The sequence below is a fragment of the Thalassovita autumnalis genome, from assembly GCF_001458255.1.
Lineage (GTDB): Bacteria > Pseudomonadota > Alphaproteobacteria > Rhodobacterales > Rhodobacteraceae > Thalassobius > Thalassobius autumnalis.
Genome location: NZ_CYSB01000038.1, coordinates 112,032 through 133,376, shown reverse-complemented (window position 1 = coordinate 133,376; position 21,345 = coordinate 112,032). Strand labels below are relative to the sequence as shown.

The window sequence follows — 21,345 nt, the reverse complement described above, 5'->3', positions numbered from 1 at the left end:
TGTCACCCTGACTGCCCCCGCCGTAGCGTGCCGCGTTCTACGACGGAGCAGGGGAAAATCCGCGCTTCGGGGTAGCGGCTGGGATCATCCAGCATGGCGCTCATCATCTCGATGGAGGCGCTGACGATTTCCTTGATCGGCTGGCGGATCGTGGTCAGGTCGATGTTTTCCCAGGCCGCCATTTCCATATCGTTGAGGCCAATGATCCCGATCTCTTCGGGCACTTTCAGCCCGGCATCGGCCACTGCGGACAGGGCACCGATTGACAGAACATCGTCGCCACAGAAATACGCATCGGCGCGGGCGCCGCTGGCCAGCAACCGCTGCATTTCTGCGCGCCCGGCCTCAAACGAATAAGCCTCAGCATAGGAATGGCTGTGCGCCACATCCGGGTAGTTTTCCATCTGTTCCAGAAACCCGGTCAGACGGTCCTGGGTCGAGGTCGCGGTGACAGGACCGCCCAGAAAGCCGACGCTGCCGTAACCGCGTTCGACCAGGGTACGTGCCGCCATCCGGCCGCACTCGACGTTGTCGATGCCGACCACATGCACCTGCGTCGCTGCGGAGGAGCGGCCGAAGCTGTGCACCACCGGCACGCCTGCATCGCGGAAGGCCTGGGCAAAACTGGGGGGCAATGTGGAGGAGGCCACAACAACCCCATCCACCGAATACTGCCGCAGCATCCGGACCGAATTCTGCGGATCGGTTTCATCCGAGAGGTTCACCAGCAGCGGGCGCAGGCCCTTGTCCTGCAGGCCCCGGGTGAAGAGATCAAAGATTTCCAGAAACAGCGGGTTGTGGAAGTTGTTGGAGACAAGACCAATCAACTTGGTGCGCCCGGTGGTCAGGCTTGAGGCCAGCGCATTGGGGTGATAGCCCAGATCCGCCGCCGCCTTTTCGACCTTGCGCCGCATCTTGTCCGAGACAGAGGCACCATCAGTGAAAGTGCGCGACACAGCCGACCGGGAGACCCCGGCGCGTTCGGCAACTTCCTTCAGTGTGACACCCATCGTGACCTCATCTTATCCGGACCGCTGTTGTATCTGACGGTTTCAACCGTCCGCACCAGCGCCCGCCTATCCTTTCTCTGCGTTCAACCCCATTCAGATCCGTATTTCAAGGCAACCTGCCCTTTTGCACCGTTTTCACCGCTGAACTGCGGCTCAATTGTCCCGTTCATAGATCCAGTGATGTGCCGGATCGTTTTCAAACCGCCATTTGCGCAGCGGACCGGCCATCACGTTGAGGTAATACATCTCATAGCCATAGGGTGATCCGCAGGGGTGGTGGCCTTTGGGCACCAGCACCACATCATGCGAGCTGACCGCCATGGTTTCATCCAGAGCCCCATCTTCGGTATAGACCCTCTGAATGCCAAAGCCCTGATCGGGGTTCAGGCGGTGATAATAGGTTTCCTCAAGATAGGTCATCTCAGGGAAGTTATCTTCGTCATGACGGTGCGGCGGATAGCTGGACCAATGGCCTGCGGGGGTGAACACCTCGGTCACCAACAGGCTGCCGGCCACGTCCCGGCCTTCCATGGCGATGTTGTTGATATGGCGCAGGTTGGTGCCGGTGCCGCGCTCTTCCAAGGCGATATCTGCCGGACCGATCTGCTGTACCGGATAGTCCCCGCGGGCGGGCGCCTTGCAGACGGCAAGGGTGCAATCTGTTTCAGCCACGGCGGACCAATCACTGGCGCCGGGCACGTAGACACAATGCGGCGGCGTCTTTTCAAAAACGTTCATGCGATCGCCCAGCACGCCAAAGTCCTGACCGGCGGCTTGGATCGCGGCCTTGCCTTCGACGAGAACCAATATGACCTCTTCGGATCCGGTGTATTCTGACGCGCTGTCGCCGGGGTGCAACCGGTAGAGGGTGAAGCCGACATAAGACCACCCCGCATCGCCCGGGGAAATGTCATGCACCTTGCCGGTTGCGCCATTGGGTTTGCGCAGAAGATCAGCCATCGCCCAGCACCTCCAACACCTGGACCACACGGCCCTCAGCCACGGACAACAGCGCGGCATCTGCCAGCGCCAGCGCCATCAGCCCATCGTGCCCCGTGGTGGGCATCGCGCCGCCGGTGTTGAGCGCATCAACAAATTCGGCGATTTCATTGGCATAGGCTGCCGTGTAGCGGGTCATGAAGAAGTTCAGCAAAGGCGGGCGATGCGCACCCTTTTCATCCGCAATCTCAATGCGTGCCTCCCGCTGGTTTTCCGCCGTCACCGATCCTTCGGAGCCATGCACCTCAATGCGCTGGTCATAGCCATAGGTCGCGCGACGGGAATTGGTGATGACACATTGCTGACCCGAAGCGGTGGTCAGGATCACATTGGCGCTGTCGTAATCCCCCAGTTTGCCAATCTCAGGATCGACCAGAACCGAGGCTGCCGCCTGAACCGTAGTCACCTCTTCGCCCAGCAGCCAACGCGCCATATCGAAATCATGAATAGTCATATCGCGGAAAATCCCGCCAGAGCGGGTGATATATTCCGGCGGCGGCGCGCCGGGATCGCGGCTGGTGATGGTGACCATCTCAACCTTGCCGATGCGGCCCTGCTGAATGGCGGCATGGGCGGCGCGGAAATCGGGATCAAAGCGGCGGTTGAAGCCCACCATCAGCTTGCCACCCTCAGCCTGTACAACCTCCAGACAGGATTTCACCCGTTCAAGGCTGAGGTCGACCGGTTTTTCGCAGAACACAGCTTTGCCGGCGCGCACGAACTGTTCTATCAGATCGGCATGAGTGTCCGTTGGGGTGCCAATGATCACGGCATCCACCCCGGCATCTGCCGCAATGTCATCGATGGTTTTCACGTCACAGCCATGGGCAGCAGCAACTGCGGCAGCGGCGGCGGGCATTGCATCAGCCACTGCGACAAGTTCAGCCCCCGGCACGGCAGCAATGGTCGACGCGTGGACCTGACCAATACGGCCCGCCCCCAAAACGGCAAATTTCACAGACATATTCATTCCTTTGGCCGCCTCTTCTGGCGGCCCCTTCCCTAGTCCAACCCAGTGGTAGCGGTACGGGGATTCCGTTCCGCAGGTGCTGAGCGTTTTCGTTAGGGTGCCGGTTTGACCGGACAGCGTCAAGCAAAATTTGCAACCGGTTGCAATCATATTGCAAGACGGGTGCAACCATCTCCCGCACTGCAGACCCCTGCCGAAAACACAAGAAAACGCCCCACTTGCGTGAGGCGTTTCCTTGATACGGGGTCAGGGATTTGAGGGTTGGATCAGGCCGCTTTGGCGGTGAAATCCACCTCTTCCCCATCATCATCGTCCATGCTGAGGTCAAAGCTTGGCACCTCTTCCCCGGCTGGAACCTCGCTTTCATCACGTAGGGTATCGATGCGCGAGATGGCGATGTTCACCTGGGCCAGACCTTCGGACTGATCCGCAGCACCTGCAGCGATTTCGGTCAGAACTTCGTTCAGCTCAGCCACCGCGTCAGCGATACGGGTCAGGGCGCTGCCGGTTTCACCAACCAGTTCCACACCGTGATCCACCTGCTCAGACGAGGTGATGACCAACTCGCGAATTTCCTTGCTGGCATCGGCCGAGCGCTGCGCCAGTTTGCGCACCTCGGTGGCCACCACGGCAAAGCCGCGACCTGCTTCGCCGGCACGGGCCGATTCAACAGCTGCGTTCAGCGCCAGAAGGTCGGTCTGACGGGCGATTTCATCAATCACACCAATGATGGTGGTGATTTTCTCCGAGCTGGCCTTGATCGCATCCATGGCGTCATGGGCACGGGTTACAACACCGCTGGAACGTTCCGCCTCTTCGCGGGTGCGGGCCATCACATTCTGGGCGCTGCCCGCATGATCGGCGGCGGCGTTTGCAGCCGAGGCGATCTGTTCAACAGCCGTTGCCGCACGCTGACCTTCGCGACGGGTGCGATCGGCCACAGCCACAGCAGCTTCGCGGGCCTCTTCTGCATCAACCTGCGCCTGCTCCGCCTGAGCAACGCTTTCAGCCAGATCTTCGCGGGCCTGACGGATTTCCGCGTCAGCGGCAGCAGAACGGATCATCGACCAGGCCAGAATGCCCGCTTCGAACAGAACAATCACGGCGTGCAGCACAACACGACCCAGCGTTTCAACCAGAGACATCTCCGGGAACACCAGTGACGGCAGGAACAGGCCAAAGCTGAGGTGATGCACGGCGGTGACCGCGACACCCACGATCAGCGCGGGCAGTGAGCCCATGGTTGCAACAATCGCCAGTACGGCGAAGAACATCATATGTGTGTCGATTTGCCAGGCATGGCCCGAGAAGGCTGAGGTGAAGGCCACACATTGACCGATCAGCGCCACCGCAATCATCATCGGGCGCGTTTTACCATCCAGCTTGGGGGCGATCAGCGCCAGACCCGCAAAGATCAGGGCCGCAGCCACCACCGTCAGCAGTGGTCCACCCACCGCAAACGCAGAAATTGGCCCAAGGGGCATCATCCCCAGGGCCACCAGACGGGCCGTGCCCGAGAAATCCTTCGATTTCTCCTGTTTATTAACCGACATTATACCGTATCCTTCGTTACACAGAAAAAGCTAAGGGCGCTTGGGCTCAGCAGGAACCAGGCGCCACTCTCGCGGAAAGCTTCTTCACTTGCGCCCGTTGCAAGAACGGAAAGGGGGGCCTGTGTCGGCCCCACAATTGCGCCACCTGCTGACGCGACAACAGCCTCGGCCCCACCGGACCACGGCGGTGCCACCACCAGGACCGGTTCACCCGGGACCATTTCGGCAGCCATGGCGAATCCGGCGACCTCCAGACCCAGTACGGTCAGGACGCCACCAGCCATGAGACAATATGCAGGCAAAGCTTTCATGGCGGCTAGTTTACCTGTTTCCTTGCAGAAATAGGCGCCGCCCCTCCAAATGCGCGATTTTAGATAGCCATTGGTATGGTTCTTGCAAAACCGCTTGGTTTTATCGTCGCACCCCTCATTTTGTGGGTTTGTGTACGATTACGAGGGGTTAGACACCACAACTTGCTGTGTATCCCACTCAGAACACTGCTGCGACAGGGGCTGTGGCAACGCAACGTCAGTATAAAAACGATCGATCTGACTGAGGGATGCGATACGCGCCGGGGCCTGTCTTTGGAACTTGCTGTGATCGGCCACCAGCCAGGCAGAGCGCGCTGATTCGAGGATGGCGCGGCTGGTGCTGACCTCTTGCAGATCATAATCCAGCAGGTCCCCACTGGCATCCACCGCTGAACAGCCGATCACCGCCAGATCAAACTTGAACTGCCGAATGGTGGTCACCGCCAGGTCCCCCAGCAGGCCACCGTCCACCCGGCGCAGGCTGCCGCCGGTCACCACGATATCGCAGCTTTCATTGGCCACGAGGATGTTGGCGATGTTGATATTGTTGGTCACCACCATCAGGTTGCGGTGGCTCAACAACTCCCGCGCCACGGCTTCGGTTGTGGTGCCGATGTTCAAAAACAGCGACGCGCCATCGGGAATATCGGCCGCACAGGCGCGGGCGATACGCGTTTTTGCCTCCGCACTCAGCGCGCGCCGGTCTTCATAGTGCAGGTTGGTCACGCCTGAGGGCAGCACCGCCCCGCCATGCACCCGTTCCAATTTGCCGGCATCCGCCAGTTCGGACAGGTCACGGCGAATGGTCTGCACGGTGACACCAAACCGGTCGGCCAGATTTTCCACCACCACACGCCCTTCGACCCGGGCAATTTCCAAGATATCTGACTGACGAAAAGAGAGTTTCATCCGGCCCCCAACTGTTTTGCCGACAGTGCGCGAAACTGCGCGCCGGTGCAAGCAGGCGAACGGCAAAGAGAAAAAACGAACATTTCAGCGCAGTCGCACCCCGATCCAGAGCGCACCCGCAACGCCTCGGCGCCTCTATAGGGCCGGATACAGAAGGATCTTCGCGGCACGCACATGCGAACACAAACGAACACAAACGAAAAATTACGTTGACTCCGCTGGGCAAAAGAGTATTCCCCATTTTCAGACAGTCAGGAGAAGCGCCCGTGTCCGTGCATGAAACCAAACCCGAGATCACCGACCTTTTCGTCATCGGAGGGGGCATCAACGGGTGCGGCATCGCCCGGGACGCAGCAGGCCGCGGGTTGAGCGTGAAACTGGCTGAGATGAACGATCTGGCCTCGGCCACCTCTTCGGCCTCAACCAAACTGTTTCATGGCGGGCTGCGCTATCTGGAATACTTTGAGGTTCGGCTGGTGCGCGAAGCGCTGATTGAGCGTGAAACCCTGCTGAAGGCCATGCCGCACATTTCCTGGCCGATGCGGTTTGTGCTGCCCTATCACCCTGATATGCGGTTTGAATCTGAAACGCCCACCTCGCGCCTGCTGAGTTTTGTCATGCCGTGGATGAAAGGGCGCCGCCCGGCCTGGCTGATCCGTCTGGGCCTGTTCATGTATGACAATCTGGGTGGCCGTGAAATCCTGCCCGGCACCCGTTCTGTTGACCTCAGCAATGGTCCGGAAGGGGCGCCATTGCAGCAGCGTTTTGCCAAAGCGTTTGAATATTCGGACTGCTGGATCGAAGACAGCCGTCTGGTGGTGCTGAATGCCCGCGACGCAGAAGCGCGCGGTGCCAAGGTGATGACCCGCACCGAAGTGCTGAACGCCGAACGCAGCGGCGATCTGTGGCGCGTCACCACCCGCGATCGCGACAGCGGCGAAGAGATCACCCATCAGGCCCGGATGCTGGTCAATGCCGGCGGCCCCTGGGTCGGTGACATCATCCGACAGAAAATCCGCAGCAACTCGACCGAAGGGGTCCGGCTGGTGCGCGGCAGCCATATCGTGACCAAGAAGCTCTACGATCACGACAAATGCTACTTCTTCCAGGGCGAAGACGGCCGCATCATTTTTGCCATTCCCTATGAGAATGACTTCACCCTGATTGGCACCACCGATCAGGACCATGAGGATCCGTCAAACCCGCCGGTCTGCACCGAAGCGGAACAGGATTACCTCTGCGCCTTTGCCAGCCGTTACTTCAAACAGCCGGTCAGCCGCGACGATGTGGTCTGGACCTATTCCGGTGTGCGCCCGCTTTATGATGACGGTGCCAGCTCGGCCACTGCAGCCACGCGCGACTACACGCTGACGGTGGATGCCACCGGCGGTGCGCCCTTGCTGAACGTCTTTGGCGGCAAGATCACCACCTATCGCAAACTGGCCGAAAGCGCGCTGGAAAAGATCAACAAACACCTGCCCACCCGTCAGGGCGACTGGACCGCAGGCGTGCCTTTGCCGGGCGGGAACTTTGAGGTGAAGAACCGCGATTTCCTGGTGGAGGATCTGCAGCGCAACTATCCGTTCCTGACCCAGAAATGGGCCCTGCGCCTGATCAAAGCCTATGGCACCGAAGCCGCGCAGATCCTGAACGGCGCCGAAAGCGCTGCGGATCTGGGCCAGGATTTTGGCGCCACCCTGACCGAACGTGAGGTGCGCTGGCTGATGGATCGCGAATTTGCGGTGGAGGCCGCAGATGTGATCTGGCGCCGCTCCAAACTGGGGCTGCGGCTGGACAAGGATCAGGTGGCCACCCTGCAGGACTGGATGCAGGCCACCCGCGCCTAACCGCCGCAGGAGATGTTAGGGCCGTATTGGGGCCGTCATGGCCCCGTATAAACACGGCTTGAAACGGATTAAGAATTCCGGCCACTCTGGCCAGAACCCGTTGCGCCCCACAGGGTGGAGACCCCGAATGCCGGGGACCTTGGGCGCAACGCAAAGAAATGAGAGTGCACAGCTACCGGCAGCCAGATGGATAGGCTGCCTTGGGGGGACACATGACATATGTATTGGCCATCGATCAGGGCACCACGTCATCGCGGGCGATCCTGTTTGACAAAGATCTGAAGATCACCGCCTCAGCGCAGGAAGAATTCCCGCAGCATTTCCCTGCCTCGGGCTGGGTGGAACATGACCCGGCCGATTTGTGGTCCACCACCGCCGGCACCTGCCGCGCCGCCATCGAACGCGCGGGCCTCGCGCCCGAAGACATCACCGCCATCGGCATCACCAACCAGCGCGAAACCACCGTGGTCTGGGACAAGGCCACCGGCAAACCGATCCACAACGCCATTGTCTGGCAGGACCGGCGCACCGCCGATACCTGCGCCGCCCTGCGTGAGGCGGGTCATGAGGCGATGTTCACCGACCGCACCGGCCTGCTGCTGGATCCGTATTTCTCAGGCACCAAACTGGCCTGGCTGCTGGACAATGTGGAGGGTGCGCGGGCCCGCGCCGAGGCGGGTGAATTGCTGTTTGGCACCGTGGACAGCTTCCTGATCTGGAAACTGACCGGCGGCAAGGTGCATGCCACCGATGCCACCAATGCCGCGCGCACCCTGCTTTACGATATCCGCAAAGGCCGTTGGAGCCGGACAATCTGTGATCTGCTCAACATCCCGATGCAGATGCTGCCCGAGGTCAAGGATTGCGCCGCCGATTTCGGTGTCACCCGCGCCGATCTCTTTGGGCGCGAAATCCCGATCACCGGGGTGGCTGGCGATCAGCAGGCCGCCACGGTGGGTCAGGCCTGCTTCCAGCCCGGCATGTTGAAATCGACCTATGGCACCGGCTGCTTTGCCCTGCTGAACACCGGCGACACGCCGGTGCAGTCAAACAACCGCCTGCTGACCACCATCGCCTACCAGCTGGATGGCAAGCCGACCTATGCGCTGGAAGGATCGATCTTTATCGCAGGCGCCGTGGTGCAATGGCTGCGGGATGGGCTGAAGATCATCCGCGAAGCCAAGGAAACCCAGCCCCTCGCCGAAAGTGCCGATCCAGCGCAGAACGTCATCATGGTGCCCGCCTTCACCGGCCTGGGTGCCCCCTATTGGAACGCCGAATGTCGCGGTGCGGTTTACGGGCTGACGCGCAACTCCGGCCCGGCGGAATTTGCCAAGGCGGCGCTGGAGAGCGTCGGCTACCAGACCCGCGATCTGCTGGAAGCAATGACCGCCGACTGGGCTGGTCATGAGGGCGGCGAACAGGTGCTGCGGGTAGACGGCGGCATGAGTGCCTCGGACTGGGCAATGCAGTTCCTGTCCGACATTCTTGGCGCCCCGGTGGACCGGCCTGAGGTTCTGGAAACCACAGCCCTAGGTGCGGCCTGGCTGGCCGGTATGCAGGCGGGGATCTACCCTGACATGGCAGGCTTTGCAGATAGCTGGGCGCTGGAAAACCGCTTCACCCCGGACATGGCGGCTGAGGCGCGCGATGAACGCTACGCCGGCTGGCAGCGCGCGGTTCAGGCAACCCTTAGCGTATGAGCCCCTTCGATTTCGCCAGCGCCGGACGGATCCGTTTTGGCCGCGGCGTGATCGCCGAGGCGCCCGAGGCCATCGCGGCCCTTGGGCGCCGCGTCTTTCTAGTGCAAGGGGCCAGCGCCCGCCACGGCGGCGCGCTGATACCGGCGCTCAGCGCCCTGGGGGTCCAGGTGGTGCCCTTTACCTGCGCCAAAGAACCCGATCTGCCCCTGTTGAACGCAGCCATTTCCGAGGCACAGGCCGCAGGCGTGGATTGCGTGGTCGCCCTCGGCGGCGGGGCAGCGATTGATCTGGGCAAGGCGGTGGCAGCACTGATCCCTGCCCCGGGCGGCGCGATGGACCATCTGGAGGTGGTGGGCAAAGGGCAGCCGCTGACCGCCGATCCTCTGCCCTTCGTCGCCATCCCAACCACCGCAGGCACCGGCGCCGAGGTCACAAAAAACGCCGTGATCACCGTGCCCGAACATGCCCGCAAAGTGTCCTTGCGCGATGCCCGTATGCTGGCCGATCTGGCGCTGGTGGATCCTGGCCTGACGGATAACACCCCCAAGGCGGTGACGCTGGCCTCGGGCCTTGATGCCGTGACGCAAGTGATCGAACCCTACCTCAGCGCCCGCGCCAACCCACTGACCGACGCGCTGTGCCGCGCCGCCATTCCCCGCGGCCTGTCGGCCCTGCGGCAGTTGATGCAAGACGAAGACCCGGCGGCGCGGGACGATCTGGCCTTCACCAGCCTCTGCGGTGGTCTGGCGCTGGCCAACGCGGGCCTTGGCGCCGTGCATGGGCTGGCCGGTGTGATCGGGGGCGTTGCCCCCACCGCACCACATGGCGCGATCTGCGGCGCGCTGCTGTCCCACGTGCTAACGGCCAACCGAGAGGCCTGCGCAGACCAGCCGGATCTCTTGGGCCGGTTTGATGAGGTGCAGGATTGGATCGATGGCAGCCTGACCGAACGTCGCAGCACACTGGAACAATGGAGTGCGCAGCACGGCCTGCCGGGGCTGGCGGCCATGGGGGTATCGCCGGAAACCTTTGCCGCGATTGCCGATGCGGCAGCGGCCTCCTCCTCGATGAAGGCGAACCCGGTTGCCCTGCCCTCAGATGTGCTGGAACAGGTTCTGCACGCCGCCGCCTGATGGTCACATCCGCGCCAGCAATTCGCGCATTGAGGTGACATTCATCCGCTTGTAGGCCTTTTTGCGGTGGGTGATCACCGTCGTCTCTGCCACCCCCAAAATCGCAGCAATCTCCGCCGCGGTGCGCCCTTTGATGGTCATCGCCGCCACTTCGCGTTCACGTTTCGTCAGCGTCGGATGGTTCAGCGCAAGGCGCGCTTGCACATCCTGATCGCCGGCCTCAGCCTCTTTCAGGGTAAAGCCAACATGACGCTCCGCCGCGGCCATGATCGTGGCCATTGTGGCGATCAACCCATCGCGGGCCGTGATCGGAAAGGTGCCGAACTCGGTCGAGCTATAAAGGCTGACCGCCAGGCCAAAGCCCGGCCGCCGCCGCACCATACTGACCCGGCTGGTGATCCCGGGCAGATCATAACAATCCCGCCGATAGGTGAAGGAGGTCAGATCCTCCGCCTCATGATGGCTGAAAAAATCGCCCTCGCCTTCGGCCCCTAGCAACAGCGCGGCATTGCGGTCTTCGCCCCAATGGCGCTGATAACCAACCGCTGCACGATCGGCGCGCAACTGGCCCAGGTGGGAAGCGGTGCCCATCAGCAGCGGCGCATCCCGGTCCCCTTCGCAGTAGAGCGAGGTGAAATCGGCGCCGGTCATCTGCTTAGCAAATTGCATCGCAGCCTGAATAAACACCGGTTGACCAATAGCCTCGATCAACGGGGTCACCGCCGACAGCGGCGCTGCCAGATCTGGCAGAGGGGCTTGCAAAGCGAAGTCTTCGCGCATGTTAATTGTCCTGTGCAGTACTTGGGCCGTAGAGGGGCCGCAGTTCGGCCGCGTTGGGGCAGTGTGGCGTTTGGATCCAATCAGGCCTTCCTCATAGCTGAGGAATGCGACCCCGACCAGAGCCACATACCCTGCGCCCTCAAAGACCCAGAGGAGGAGCCCGCATGTTCGCCCGCGACCACATTGAATACCAGCCCGTCAACCTGCCAGACCGTGCCGAGATGACCGATGCCGAAATGCAGGCAGCGGCCCATGCCTTTTATGAACATATGAAACGCCGCCATACGGTGCGGGATTATTCGGACCGGGATGTCTCACGTGAGGTGATTGAGGACTGTATCCGCACCGCTGGCACCGCGCCCTCCGGCGCCAACCACCAGCCCTGGCATTTCGTGGCCATCTCAAACCCCGAGATGAAGCGCCGCATTCGCGACGCCGCCGAAGAGGAAGAGCGCCGCTTTTATGATGGGGGTGCAGGCGATGAATGGCTGAAAGCGCTGGAACCGATTGGCACCAATGACCACAAACCACATCTGGAGGAGGCCCCCTGGCTGATCGTGATCTTTGCCCAACGCTGGGGCCAGTTTGACGATGGCACCAGGTTCAAAAACTACTACGTGCCGGAAAGCACCGGCATCGCCTCGGGCTTCCTGCTGGCGGCGCTGCACCACGCCGGGCTGGTCAGCCTGACCCATACGCCGAACCCGATGCGTTTTCTGAACGGGATGCTGGGCCGTCCGGAATCGGAAAAGCCCATCATGATCGTGGCCGTGGGTCACCCACGCGAAGATGCGCAGGTGCCCGCTGTGGCCAAGATGAAAAAGCCGCTGGAGGAAATCCTGACAGTGGCCGAATAAGCCGCTTAGGCTCAGGACCCATTAATTTTTTCCGCACCGGTTTGGCAGATTTTCGAACGGACAAGGAACAAGGCCGCAGGAATAGTGATCTATTTCAAGGCCATGTGACGCGGCTCAGTTCGAAAAACCGCCAAATCGAAGACGTCCAAATCGCTGCATCTCAACGGCGTGAGGCGCTTGAAAAGAGAACCACTCTTTCCGGCGCGCCTCAAACCATTGAGATTTTGGCGCCGGTGCGGAAAAATCAATGGGTCCTGAGCCTATACCGCAGCGCAGCCTGAAAGGTCGCTGCGGATGCGGATCAGCTCACTGGCTGCACCGACCTCAAGCCGCCCGATCCCATTGCCCAGCCCCATCAGGGCTGCAGGGACCGAAGTGGCGGCGCGCAGGGCTGCGGCCAGAGGCACACCGACCTGATCACACATCACCTGCACCGCGGTGGTCAGATCCAGATCCGCCCCAGCCAGGGTGCCATCCTCAAGCGTCAGCCGCCCATCGCGGCGGGCAATGCGGCGTCCCTCCAGGGTAAATTCAGCCTGATCGGTGCCTGCGGGCGCCATACTGTCTGAGACCAGGAAAATCTCCCCCGGGCCCTGTTTGGCCGCCCAGGCGTTGCGGATGGTGGCCGGGTGCACATGCACCGCATCGGCGATCAACCCGGCGGAGGCCAAGCCGCTGTTCAGCAGCGCCCCCACAAGCCCCGGTTCGCGGTTGCCCATCTGGCTCATCGCGTTGAACAGATGGGTGACACAGCGCGCGCCGGCCTCAAAATAGGCCGTGCAGGTTGCGAAATCCGCGTCCGTGTGGCCCAGCGAGACGACAGCACCGGCCTCGACCAGTGCGGCCACCTGATCCACCGTGACGTTTTCAGGCGCAACCGTCAGCATCAGCGCCGGCAAGTCCCGCGCTGCGGCGGTCAGCATCAAAACATCGCTGTCCTCCATCGGCCGGATCAGGGCGGCGTCATGGGCGCCTTTGCGCGCGACAGACAGATGCGGCCCCTCGAGATGCAGGCCGGCAATGCCCGGCACACCTGCAGCGATTGCCTCTTTGGTGACCTCAATCGTGGCTTCGGTTTTGGCCAGCGTGTTGGTGATCAACGTTGGCAGGATATGGGTTGCCCCTAGGCGACGATGTGCCTGCCCCATCCGGCGCAGCGTGTCCAATTCCAGCGCGTCGTTCAGCATCAGGCCGTCGCCGCCGTTCACCTGCAGATCGACATATCCGGGGCTGAGGATATCACCGGCCAGATCCACCTGATCGCCGCTGCTGTCCGCCCCAGTCTCAGGCCCCAGCGCCACGACGGTGCCATCCTGCACCGTCACGGCTGCGCCGTCATGCAGGACCTCGCCGTCAAAGATCAGCCCGCCGTGATAGGTGGTGGTGCTCATACCGTTTCCGTCACTTTCTTGAGGTGGCGCGGCGCATCCGGGTTGATGCCCATCTTGGCCGCCACCTGTTCCACCATAGCATAGAACGAGACCACCAGCGGGATCGGATCGGCCAGCCAGTGATCGGTGCGCACATGCTCCAGCGTGTTGGCGGCCTTTACCTTGTCAGAGGTCACAAAGACCTTGGCCCCTTTGCCGGCGATGGTATCCGCCACCTCAACTAGCGAAGGTTCCGCCGCATCTGCCGCGGCAAAGCCGATCACCGGGAACCCGGCATCAACAATCGACACCGGCCCATGCAGCACCTCAGCAGAGGAGAAGCTTTCGGCGTGGATCTGGCAGGTTTCTTTGAACTTCAGCGCCGCCTCATTGGAAATCGCCCAGCTTGGCCCGCGGCCCAGTGTGTAAAGCGATTCGCCCGAAATCGTATCGACCACTGCCGACCAATCACATTTGGTCGCCGCCTCCAGCTGTGCGGGCAGTGCCTTGATCGCCGCCAGCAATGCGGCGTCCTGCTTAATCTCCGCCAGCAGCCACAGGCCAGTCACCAGCGAGGTGACATAGGTTTTGGTGGCCGCGACCGACAGTTCAGGGCCTGCGTGAATGGGCAGCGTGGTTGAGGCGGCACCGGCCAGCGCGGATTGCGCATTGTTGGTGATCGCCACCGAATAGGCCCCGGCATCGGTCAGCTGCTGGGTCAGCTGCACGATGTCCGGGCTGGCACCAGACTGCGAGACGGCGATGCACAGCGCATCCTGCGCCTTCAGCGGCGCCCCGTAGATTGAGGCCACAGAGGGCCCGACCGAGGCAATCGGCAGGCCCAGCATCAGTTCAGATGCGTATTTCAGATAGGTGCAGGCATGATCCGAGGAGCCGCGCGCCACCGAAATCAGATAGCGGATGTCACCATCGCGCACGGCTTTGGCCGCACCGGTCACCGCCCCTGCCCCTTCGCTCAACAGGCGCTCAACCGCCTGTGGGATTTCTTCGATTTCACGGCGCATCTGGGTGGGGTGGGTCATGTCTGAACCTTATCAGTTAGATCAGTTAGGAGGAGAGACGCAGTTCCGCCACGAAGTCATAGGCGTCACCGCGGTAAAGCGATTGGGTGAACTCGGCCACGCGGCCGCTTTCCAGATAAGAGGTCCGCTGGATCGACAGGCCCGCGGTGCCTTCGGGCACGCCCAGCAGATCACATTCGGGTTTTTCCAAATTCACCGCCGAGATTTTCTGCACCGCGCGCACCGGCCGGTTGCCGTGCTGTTCCAGCAGGGCATAAAGCGATGTCGTCACATCCAGCGGGTTTGGCAGGATATCCAGCGGCAGCGCTGCCTTTTCCAGCGCCATCGGGCGCCCGCCCGCCTCACGCAGGCGATAAATCCGGGCCACCGATGCATCCGAGGCCAGGCCAAGCGCCACCACCTCTTCGGGCGAAGGCAAAAAGATGCCGCGCTCCAGCCATTTGGAGGTGGTGTCGAGACCGCGCCGTTTCATGTCGGCGGTAAAGGACGTCAGGTGCGACAGCGATTGTTCCACCTTTGGCTCAGCTTCACGCACGAAGGAACCAGAGCCTTGCCGTTGAACAACAACGCCCTTTTTCACCAGTTCCTGAATGGCCTTGCGCACGGTCACGCGCGACAGGTCGGTCAGATCAGCAATCTCACGTTCCGGCGGCAGCGAACTGTTGGGCTGCAACAGACCGGTGTTGATCGCCTCTTCCAGCCGGCGGCGCAGCTGCACGTAGCGTGGTCCGCTGTCTTTACCCAACCACCCGTCAGGGCGCAGAAAATCCGCAACTGTCATGCCTGCAACTCCTCTGAAAACTGCCGTGCCAGGGCCAGTGCCCCCTCTAATGGGGTGGCTTGTGGCGCACCAATGGCGGCTTGCAACATCTCTGGCAGAAAAGCGCCATAAAGCGGCCCGATACCGCCGGTGAGGCACAGCGCCTGCCCCGGCTGCCAGCCCAAAAGCGCCAGCGTTGTGGCGATGTGATCGGCTGCCGCCTGCATCAGACTGCGCCCCAAGTCATCACCCGCCTCAGCCGCCGCGCTGACTTTCGGCGCCAAACGGCCAAACTCAACCGGCTTCGCGCGCGCCGCGAAAGCAACAATTTCGGCAGGCCCACCAAAGTCAGCCAGAATATCCGCGCTGAGGTCTGTGGCCGGGGCCAGCCCGTCAACAATGATTAACACCCGGCTCAAGGCAAGACGCCCCAACCAGGCTGCCGAGGCCTCATCACCCAGAACCAGCCCCCAGCCACCGGCAAAACGCATATCGCCGCCAGCCTGCAGGGCAAAAAACGATCCCGTGCCGCAATGGGCCACCGCGCCATCCTGCGCGCCCAGCGCACCACGTAGGGCAATGGGGCGATCATCCGCGATCCGCACATGTTTGAAAGGCAGGGCATTTTGCAGCCGCTCCGCTAGGGCCGGGCCGGTAATCCCAGCCAGCCCCAGATAGGCGGGCACGTCGCGCAGCGCCTCTTCTGACGTGCCGCTTTCTGCGGCTAGCGCCGTCAGCCCAGCGCGGATCTGCGCCGCGGCCCCATCAAAATCTGAGGACACATTTGCCGAGCCCATCTCAACAGACCAGCGCCCAGCCGCACCTGCGCACAACACCAGACGGCACCGCGTGCCGCCGCCATCAACCGCCAGAATGGAATCATGTCTCAGCTCAACCATAGTGACACCTTTATAATAACCGCATTCCAATTTGAATACCCAACTAAGACCAAATACCGTAAATTTCGAAAATTTCACGCCAATTCAATCGACTTTAACGAAACCGTCACAAAATGGTAGACTAATGGTATTGTATAGGTATGATTGCCGGAAAGGGGAGAGATTCGATTGACGACCAAAGCCACAGAACAGCTTCATAAGGACGCCATGGGCCTGGACCTGCTTCCGGTGGAAGCGATGGGTGAGGTATTGGCGCTTGGTCAGATCGAAGCCGCAGGCGCCGTGCGCAGCGCCCTTCCCGCGATTTGTGACGGCGCCAAAGCCATGGCTGACAGCCTGCGCGGCAACGGCCGACTGTTCTACGTGGCGGCCGGATCCTCTGGTCTGATGGCCGCAGCCGACGCAATGGAACTGGGCGGCACCTTCGGCATACCTGAAAGCCGCATCCGCATTCTGATGGCCGGGGGCATCCCCACAACAGCCTCGATGCCCGGCGACACCGAAGATGCCACCGACGGTCTGGCCACCGCACTGGCAGATCTCAATGACGCCGATACGGTCCTGACCCTATCTGCCAGCGGCACCACCCCCTACCCGATGGAGGCTGCACGCTTGGCAGCCCAGGCCGGGGCCACGGTGATCGGGATTGCCAACAACCCCGACACGCCGCTGCTGAACATAGCCGTTCACGCCATTTTGCTGCCCACCCCGGCTGAGGTCATTTCAGGCTCCACCCGGATGGGCGCGGGCACTGCGCAGAAAATCGCGCTGAACATGCTGTCGACGCTGATGGCGCGGCATCTGGGCCATATCCATGACGGGATGATGGTCAACATGCACGCCGATAACATCAAGCTGCACGGCCGCGCCCGCAGCATCGTCTGCACCATCACCGGCGCAGACGCAGACACCGCCAATGACGCCCTGCGTCAGACCGGTGGCGCGCTGAAACCCGCCATTCTCATTGCAGCCGGTGCCGAGGGCCCTGCCCAAGCTGCCGACCTGCTTTCCCGCAGCGAAGGACATCTGCGCCCCGCGCTGCGCCATTTGGAAGCAAGACCCAAAGTCAAATAACCAACCGGGAGAACCACAATGAAAAAGACGATTTTTGGCGCCCTCTTGTCGGGCACCGCTTTGGCTGCATCCGGCGCACTGGCCGCCGATGTAACGCTGAACATCGAAAGCTGGCGTACCGATGACCTGACCCTGTGGCAGGACAAGATCATACCCGCCTTTGAAGCCGCAAACCCTGGCATCAAACTGAACTTCAACCCCACCGCCCCGGCAGAATACAACGCCGTGCTGAACTCCAAGCTGGAAGCAGGCTCGGCCGGTGACTTGATCACCTGTCGCCCGTTTGACGCCTCGCTGGCGCTTTATGATGCGGGCCACCTGGCCGATCTGGGCGACGCCGACGGCATGAGCAACTTCTCGGATGTTGCGAAGTCCGCATGGCAGAGCGACGATGGCTCGGCCAGCTTCTGTGTGCCGATGGCCTCGGTGATCCACGGCTTCATCTACAACAAAGACGCCTTCGCCGAAGTTGGTGTAGAGGTTCCGACCACCGAAGCTGAGTTCTTTGCCGCGCTGGAAGCGTTCAAAGCAGACGGCAGCTACATCCCGATGGCCATGGGCACCAATGACCAGTGGGAAGCGGCCACCATGGGCTACAACAACATCGGCCCGAACTACTGGAAAGGTGAAGAAGGCCGTCGTGCGCTGATCGCCGGTGAGCAGAAGCTGACCGATGAGCAGTGGGTTGCCCCCTACGCCACCCTGGCCAAATGGGGCGCCTATCTGGGTGACGGCTACGAAGCCCAGACCTACCCTGACAGCCAGAACCTGTTCACCCTGGGCCGCGCCGCGATCTATCCGGCAGGCAGCTGGGAAATTGCCGGCTTCAACACCCAGGCTGACTTCGAAATGGGCGCCTTCAAGCCGCCGGTTATGAACGCTGGTGACACCTGCTACATCTCGGATCACACCGACATCGGCATCGGCATGAACGCCAAGAGCGCCAACCCCGAAGCGGCCAAAGCCTTCCTGAACTGGGTAGCCTCGCCTGAGTTCGCGGCGATCTTCGGCAACGCGCTGCCGGGCTTCTTCCCGCTGTCGAACACCCCGGTTGAGCTGAACGATCCACTGGCCAAAGAGTTCGTGTCCTGGCGTGGTGAGTGTGAGTCGACCATCCGTTCGACCTACCAGATCCTGTCGCGTGGCACTCCGAACCTGGAAAACGACACCTGGGGCGCCTCGGTTGCAGCTATCAAAGGCACCGAGACCCCCGAAGCTCTGGGCGCGAAACTGCAGGCTGGCCTGGCCTCATGGTACGCCCCGCAGCAGTAAGCTGATCTCAAGTGACCCATTGATCCGGGCGGCGCCGCTGTCGCCCGGATCCCCCCAGCCGGAGATTTCCCATGCAAAAGCGCCGCTTTCCCTGGCACATCATTGTTTTCCTCGCCCCTGCCGTCCTCGTCTACACTGCGGTGATGATTTTCCCGCTGTTCAACACGCTGCGACTGGCGCTTTACAGCCGGGTGGATCAGGAACGCATCTATGTCGGTATGCAGAATTTTCAGACCCTGTTTCTGGACCCGATCTGGTCGGAACAGTTCTGGAACGCGCTTGGCAATAACTTCTGGTTCTTCATCATCCACATGCTGGTGCAGAACCCCATCGGGATCGTGCTTGCCGCGATATTGAGCCACCCGCGCCTGCGGTTTGCTGCGCTCTATCGCTCGGCTATCTTTATCCCGACCATTCTAAGCTTCGTGATCGTGGGCTTTGCCTGGAAACTGATCCTGTCGCCGATCTGGGGCATTGCCCCCTCAATGTTGGATGCAGTTGGCCTGAAATCCCTCTTCGCCCCCTGGCTGGGCAAAGAAGAATACGCGTTGACCACGCTGGCGCTGATCTCGGTCTGGCAGTTTGTGGGTATCCCGATGATGCTGATCTACGCCGCGCTGCTGTCGATCCCCGAAGAGGTGCTGGAGGCCGGCGAAATTGACGGTATCACCGGCATGTCCGCCTTCCTGAAGATCAAGCTGCCGCTGATCCTGCCCTCGATCGGGATCATCTCAATCCTGACGTTTGTGGGCAATTTCAACGCCTTCGACCTGATCTACGCCTCACAGGGCGCGCTGGCGGGGCCGGATTTCTCCACCGATATCCTCGGCACGTTTATGTACCGGACGTTCTTTGGCTTCCAGCTGCAACTGGGGGACCCACATATGGGCTCTGCCATTGCCTCGGCCATGTTCGTGATCATCCTGATCGGCGTCTGTATCTACCTCTTTGGCATCCAGACCCGGATGCGCCGCTACCAGATGTGAGGGCCGCGATATGAACAAGGCACGCTCCAACCGCTTTAACCTGTTCGCCATGCATGGTGCATTGATCATCTATATGCTGATCGCGCTGTTCCCGGTGTTCATCATCATCATCAACAGTTTCAAAACCCGCAAAGCGATCTTCCGCGAACCGCTGGCACTGCCGGATGCGGACAGCTTTTCTATGGTGGGCTATCAGACGGTGATGAAACAGGGGGATTTCTTCCTCTATTTCCAGAACAGCTTCATCGTCACGGTTGCCTCGCTGTTCTTTGTGCTGCTCTTTGGCGCCATGGCGGCCTTTGCCCTGTCGGAATACCGCTTCAAGGGCAACACGCTGATGGGCCTGTATCTGGCATTGGGGATCATGATCCCGATCCGCATCGGCACCGTTGCGATCCTGGACATGATGGTGGCCAGCGGGCTGGTGAACACCCTCTGGGCGCTGATCCTGGTCTACACGGCGCAGGGTCTGCCGCTGGCGGTCTTCATCCTCAGTGAGTTTATGCGCCAAATCAGCGATGATCTGAAAAACGCGGGCCGGATTGATGGCCTCAGCGAATACACCATCTTCTTCCGTCTGGTGCTGCCGCTGGTGCGCCCGGCCATGGCGACGGTGGCGGTGTTCAACATGATCCCGATCTGGAACGACCTGTGGTTCCCGCTGATCCTTGCCCCGGCCGAGGAAACCAAAACCCTGACGCTGGGCAGCCAGGTCTTCATCGGCCAGTTTGTGACCGACTGGAACGCGGTCCTCTCAGCCCTGTCGATGGCGATCCTGCCGGTGCTGGTGCTCTATGTCATCTTCTCGCGTCAGCTGATCCGCGGTATCACATCAGGAGCGGTAAAATGACCCGAGTTCTGATTGCAGGTCTGGGCAACATGGGCCTGTCCCATGCCCTGGCCCACCACAAACACCCCGAGGCCGAGATCGTTGGTCTGGTCAACCGCTCTGGCGTGGTCACCCACCCCGAGCTGGGCCAATACCCCGCCTTTTCGGACTTTGAGACCGCTCTGGCAGAAACCAAACCCGATCTGGCCGTGATCGCCACCTACTCCGACAGCCACGCAGATTATGCCTGCGCGGCGATGGAGGCCGGCGCACATGTCTTTATCGAAAAGCCGCTGGCTACTACCGTGGCTGATGCCGAACGGGTTGTTGCCAAGGCCAAGGAGACCGGCCGCAAGCTGGTTGTTGGCTATATCCTGCGCCACCACCCGTCCTGGGTGCGGCTGATCAAGGAAGCGCGTGATCTGGGCGGGCCCTATGTCTTCCGCATGAACCTGAACCAGCAAAGTTCTGGGGCAGAGTGGGAGACCCACAAAAACCTGATGCAGACCACCAGCCCCATTGTGGACTGTGGCGTGCATTACGTGGATGTCATGTGCCAGATCACCGATGCGCAACCCGTCAAGGTCAACGGTATGGGCCTGCGGCTGAGCGATGAGATCGCCGAAGACATGTACAATTACGGCCAGCTGCAGGTGACCTTCGATGACGGTTCGGTCGGCTGGTATGAGGCCGGCTGGGGCCCGATGATGTCAGAAACCGCGTTCTTCGTGAAAGACGTGGTCAGCCCGAACGGCTCCGTCTCGATTGTGGAGGGCGATAAATCCGACTCCTCCGATGTCGACAGCCACACCGCTGTGGGCAGCCTGCTGGTGCATCGCACTGGCGGCGACCAATTGATCGACCTGCCGGGGGAACCCGGCCATCAGGAACTGTGTGACAGTGAGCAAGCCCATATGCTGCGCGCCATCGCCGAAGACCTGGACCTCACCCGCCATATGAATGACGCCGTGCAATCGCTACGCATCTGCCTTGCCGCAGATGAAAGCATCCGCACCGGCCAGCCCGTGATCCTGTAAGGA

Annotated in this window: 20 protein-coding genes; 9 read left to right on the top strand and 11 right to left on the bottom strand. The window is 61.3% G+C overall.

Annotated features, from left to right (window positions below):
- Positions 1–2: 2 nt before the first annotated feature.
- The 6 genes from TL5118_RS15365 to TL5118_RS15340 all read right to left on the bottom strand — a co-directional run bounded on the left by TL5118_RS15365 (position 3) and on the right by TL5118_RS15340 (position 5,752).
- Positions 3–1,010 (bottom strand): LacI family DNA-binding transcriptional regulator, encoded by a 1,008-nt coding sequence (locus TL5118_RS15365; protein ID WP_058244782.1) that lies wholly within the window; start codon positions 1,008–1,010, stop codon positions 3–5.
- A 153-nt stretch (positions 1,011–1,163) separates the two neighbouring features.
- The gene (iolB, locus tag TL5118_RS15360; protein WP_058244783.1) at positions 1,164–1,970 is read right to left on the bottom strand and encodes a 5-deoxy-glucuronate isomerase; all 807 of its coding nucleotides are present in this window, start codon (positions 1,968–1,970) and stop codon (positions 1,164–1,166) included.
- Entirely contained in the window at positions 1,963–2,973 is a 1,011-nt protein-coding gene (iolG, locus tag TL5118_RS15355; protein WP_058244784.1) for an inositol 2-dehydrogenase, read from the bottom strand. Before iolG ends, iolB begins: the two co-directional genes overlap by 8 nt.
- Positions 2,974–3,245: 272 nt before the next feature.
- Positions 3,246–4,532 (bottom strand): methyl-accepting chemotaxis protein, encoded by a 1,287-nt coding sequence (locus tag TL5118_RS15350; protein WP_058244785.1) that lies wholly within the window; start codon positions 4,530–4,532, stop codon positions 3,246–3,248.
- Entirely contained in the window at positions 4,532–4,816 is a 285-nt protein-coding gene (locus tag TL5118_RS15345) for a hypothetical protein (RefSeq protein WP_131727450.1), read from the bottom strand. The genes TL5118_RS15350 and TL5118_RS15345 overlap by 1 nt, the downstream gene beginning before the upstream one ends.
- Before the next feature lie 165 nt (positions 4,817–4,981).
- Complete coding sequence (locus TL5118_RS15340; RefSeq protein ID WP_058244787.1) at positions 4,982–5,752, bottom strand: DeoR/GlpR family DNA-binding transcription regulator; 771 nt, start codon at positions 5,750–5,752, stop codon at positions 4,982–4,984.
- Positions 5,753–6,018: 266 nt separating this feature from the next.
- Here TL5118_RS15340 and glpD point away from each other — a divergent pair, with 266 nt between their 5' ends.
- The 3 genes from glpD (at position 6,019) to TL5118_RS15325 (ending at position 10,435) form a co-directional block, all read left to right on the top strand.
- Positions 6,019–7,599, top strand: coding sequence for a glycerol-3-phosphate dehydrogenase (gene glpD / locus TL5118_RS15335; RefSeq protein ID WP_370701683.1), 1,581 nt, complete (start codon positions 6,019–6,021; stop codon positions 7,597–7,599).
- Positions 7,600–7,811: 212 nt separating this feature from the next.
- Positions 7,812–9,302 (top strand): glycerol kinase GlpK, encoded by a 1,491-nt coding sequence (gene glpK / locus TL5118_RS15330; RefSeq protein ID WP_058244788.1) that lies wholly within the window; start codon positions 7,812–7,814, stop codon positions 9,300–9,302.
- Positions 9,299–10,435 carry an iron-containing alcohol dehydrogenase gene (locus tag TL5118_RS15325; protein WP_058244789.1) on the top strand — a complete coding sequence of 379 codons (1,137 nt, stop codon included), beginning with the start codon at positions 9,299–9,301 and terminating at the stop codon, positions 10,433–10,435. Before glpK ends, TL5118_RS15325 begins: the two co-directional genes overlap by 4 nt.
- Before the next feature lie 3 nt (positions 10,436–10,438).
- Here the strand turns inward: TL5118_RS15325 and TL5118_RS15320 are convergent, their stop codons facing one another.
- The gene (locus TL5118_RS15320; RefSeq protein ID WP_058244790.1) at positions 10,439–11,215 is read right to left on the bottom strand and encodes a helix-turn-helix transcriptional regulator; all 777 of its coding nucleotides are present in this window, start codon (positions 11,213–11,215) and stop codon (positions 10,439–10,441) included.
- Positions 11,216–11,379: 164 nt separating this feature from the next.
- Here TL5118_RS15320 and TL5118_RS15315 point away from each other — a divergent pair, with 164 nt between their 5' ends.
- Entirely contained in the window at positions 11,380–12,072 is a 693-nt protein-coding gene (locus TL5118_RS15315; RefSeq protein ID WP_058244791.1) for a nitroreductase family protein, read from the top strand.
- A gap of 260 nt (positions 12,073–12,332) precedes the next feature.
- On the opposite strand, the gene nagA is transcribed toward TL5118_RS15315, so the two are convergent.
- Genes nagA through TL5118_RS15295 form a run of 4 tightly spaced genes read right to left on the bottom strand, consistent with a single transcriptional unit; the run spans position 12,333 to position 16,144 of the window.
- Positions 12,333–13,463: an N-acetylglucosamine-6-phosphate deacetylase gene (gene nagA / locus TL5118_RS15310; RefSeq protein WP_058244792.1), complete on the bottom strand. Its 1,131-nt coding sequence runs from the start codon at positions 13,461–13,463 to the stop codon at positions 12,333–12,335.
- A complete protein-coding gene (locus tag TL5118_RS15305) occupies positions 13,460–14,485 on the bottom strand; it encodes an SIS domain-containing protein (protein WP_058244793.1) in 1,026 nt (341 codons plus the stop codon). Before TL5118_RS15305 ends, nagA begins: the two co-directional genes overlap by 4 nt.
- A 25-nt stretch (positions 14,486–14,510) precedes the next feature.
- Positions 14,511–15,266 (bottom strand): GntR family transcriptional regulator, encoded by a 756-nt coding sequence (locus TL5118_RS15300; RefSeq protein WP_058244794.1) that lies wholly within the window; start codon positions 15,264–15,266, stop codon positions 14,511–14,513.
- Positions 15,263–16,144: a glucosamine kinase nucleotide-binding domain-containing protein gene (locus TL5118_RS15295; RefSeq protein WP_058244795.1), complete on the bottom strand. Its 882-nt coding sequence runs from the start codon at positions 16,142–16,144 to the stop codon at positions 15,263–15,265. The genes TL5118_RS15300 and TL5118_RS15295 overlap by 4 nt, the downstream gene beginning before the upstream one ends.
- 168 nt (positions 16,145–16,312) lie before the next feature.
- Here TL5118_RS15295 and TL5118_RS15290 point away from each other — a divergent pair, with 168 nt between their 5' ends.
- The 5 genes from TL5118_RS15290 to TL5118_RS15270 all read left to right on the top strand — a co-directional run bounded on the left by TL5118_RS15290 (position 16,313) and on the right by TL5118_RS15270 (position 21,342).
- Positions 16,313–17,218, top strand: a complete 906-nt coding sequence (locus TL5118_RS15290; RefSeq protein WP_058244796.1) for an N-acetylmuramic acid 6-phosphate etherase — start codon at positions 16,313–16,315, stop codon at positions 17,216–17,218.
- Between the two features lie 18 nt (positions 17,219–17,236).
- Positions 17,237–18,490, top strand: a complete 1,254-nt coding sequence (locus tag TL5118_RS15285; protein WP_058244797.1) for an ABC transporter substrate-binding protein — start codon at positions 17,237–17,239, stop codon at positions 18,488–18,490.
- A gap of 71 nt (positions 18,491–18,561) precedes the next feature.
- Complete coding sequence (locus TL5118_RS15280; RefSeq protein WP_058244798.1) at positions 18,562–19,476, top strand: carbohydrate ABC transporter permease; 915 nt, start codon at positions 18,562–18,564, stop codon at positions 19,474–19,476.
- A 10-nt stretch (positions 19,477–19,486) separates the two neighbouring features.
- Positions 19,487–20,326, top strand: a complete 840-nt coding sequence (locus TL5118_RS15275) for a carbohydrate ABC transporter permease (RefSeq protein WP_058244799.1) — start codon at positions 19,487–19,489, stop codon at positions 20,324–20,326.
- Positions 20,323–21,342 carry a Gfo/Idh/MocA family protein gene (locus TL5118_RS15270; protein ID WP_058244800.1) on the top strand — a complete coding sequence of 340 codons (1,020 nt, stop codon included), beginning with the start codon at positions 20,323–20,325 and terminating at the stop codon, positions 21,340–21,342. The genes TL5118_RS15275 and TL5118_RS15270 overlap by 4 nt, the downstream gene beginning before the upstream one ends.
- The last annotated feature ends 3 nt before the right edge of the window (positions 21,343–21,345 follow it).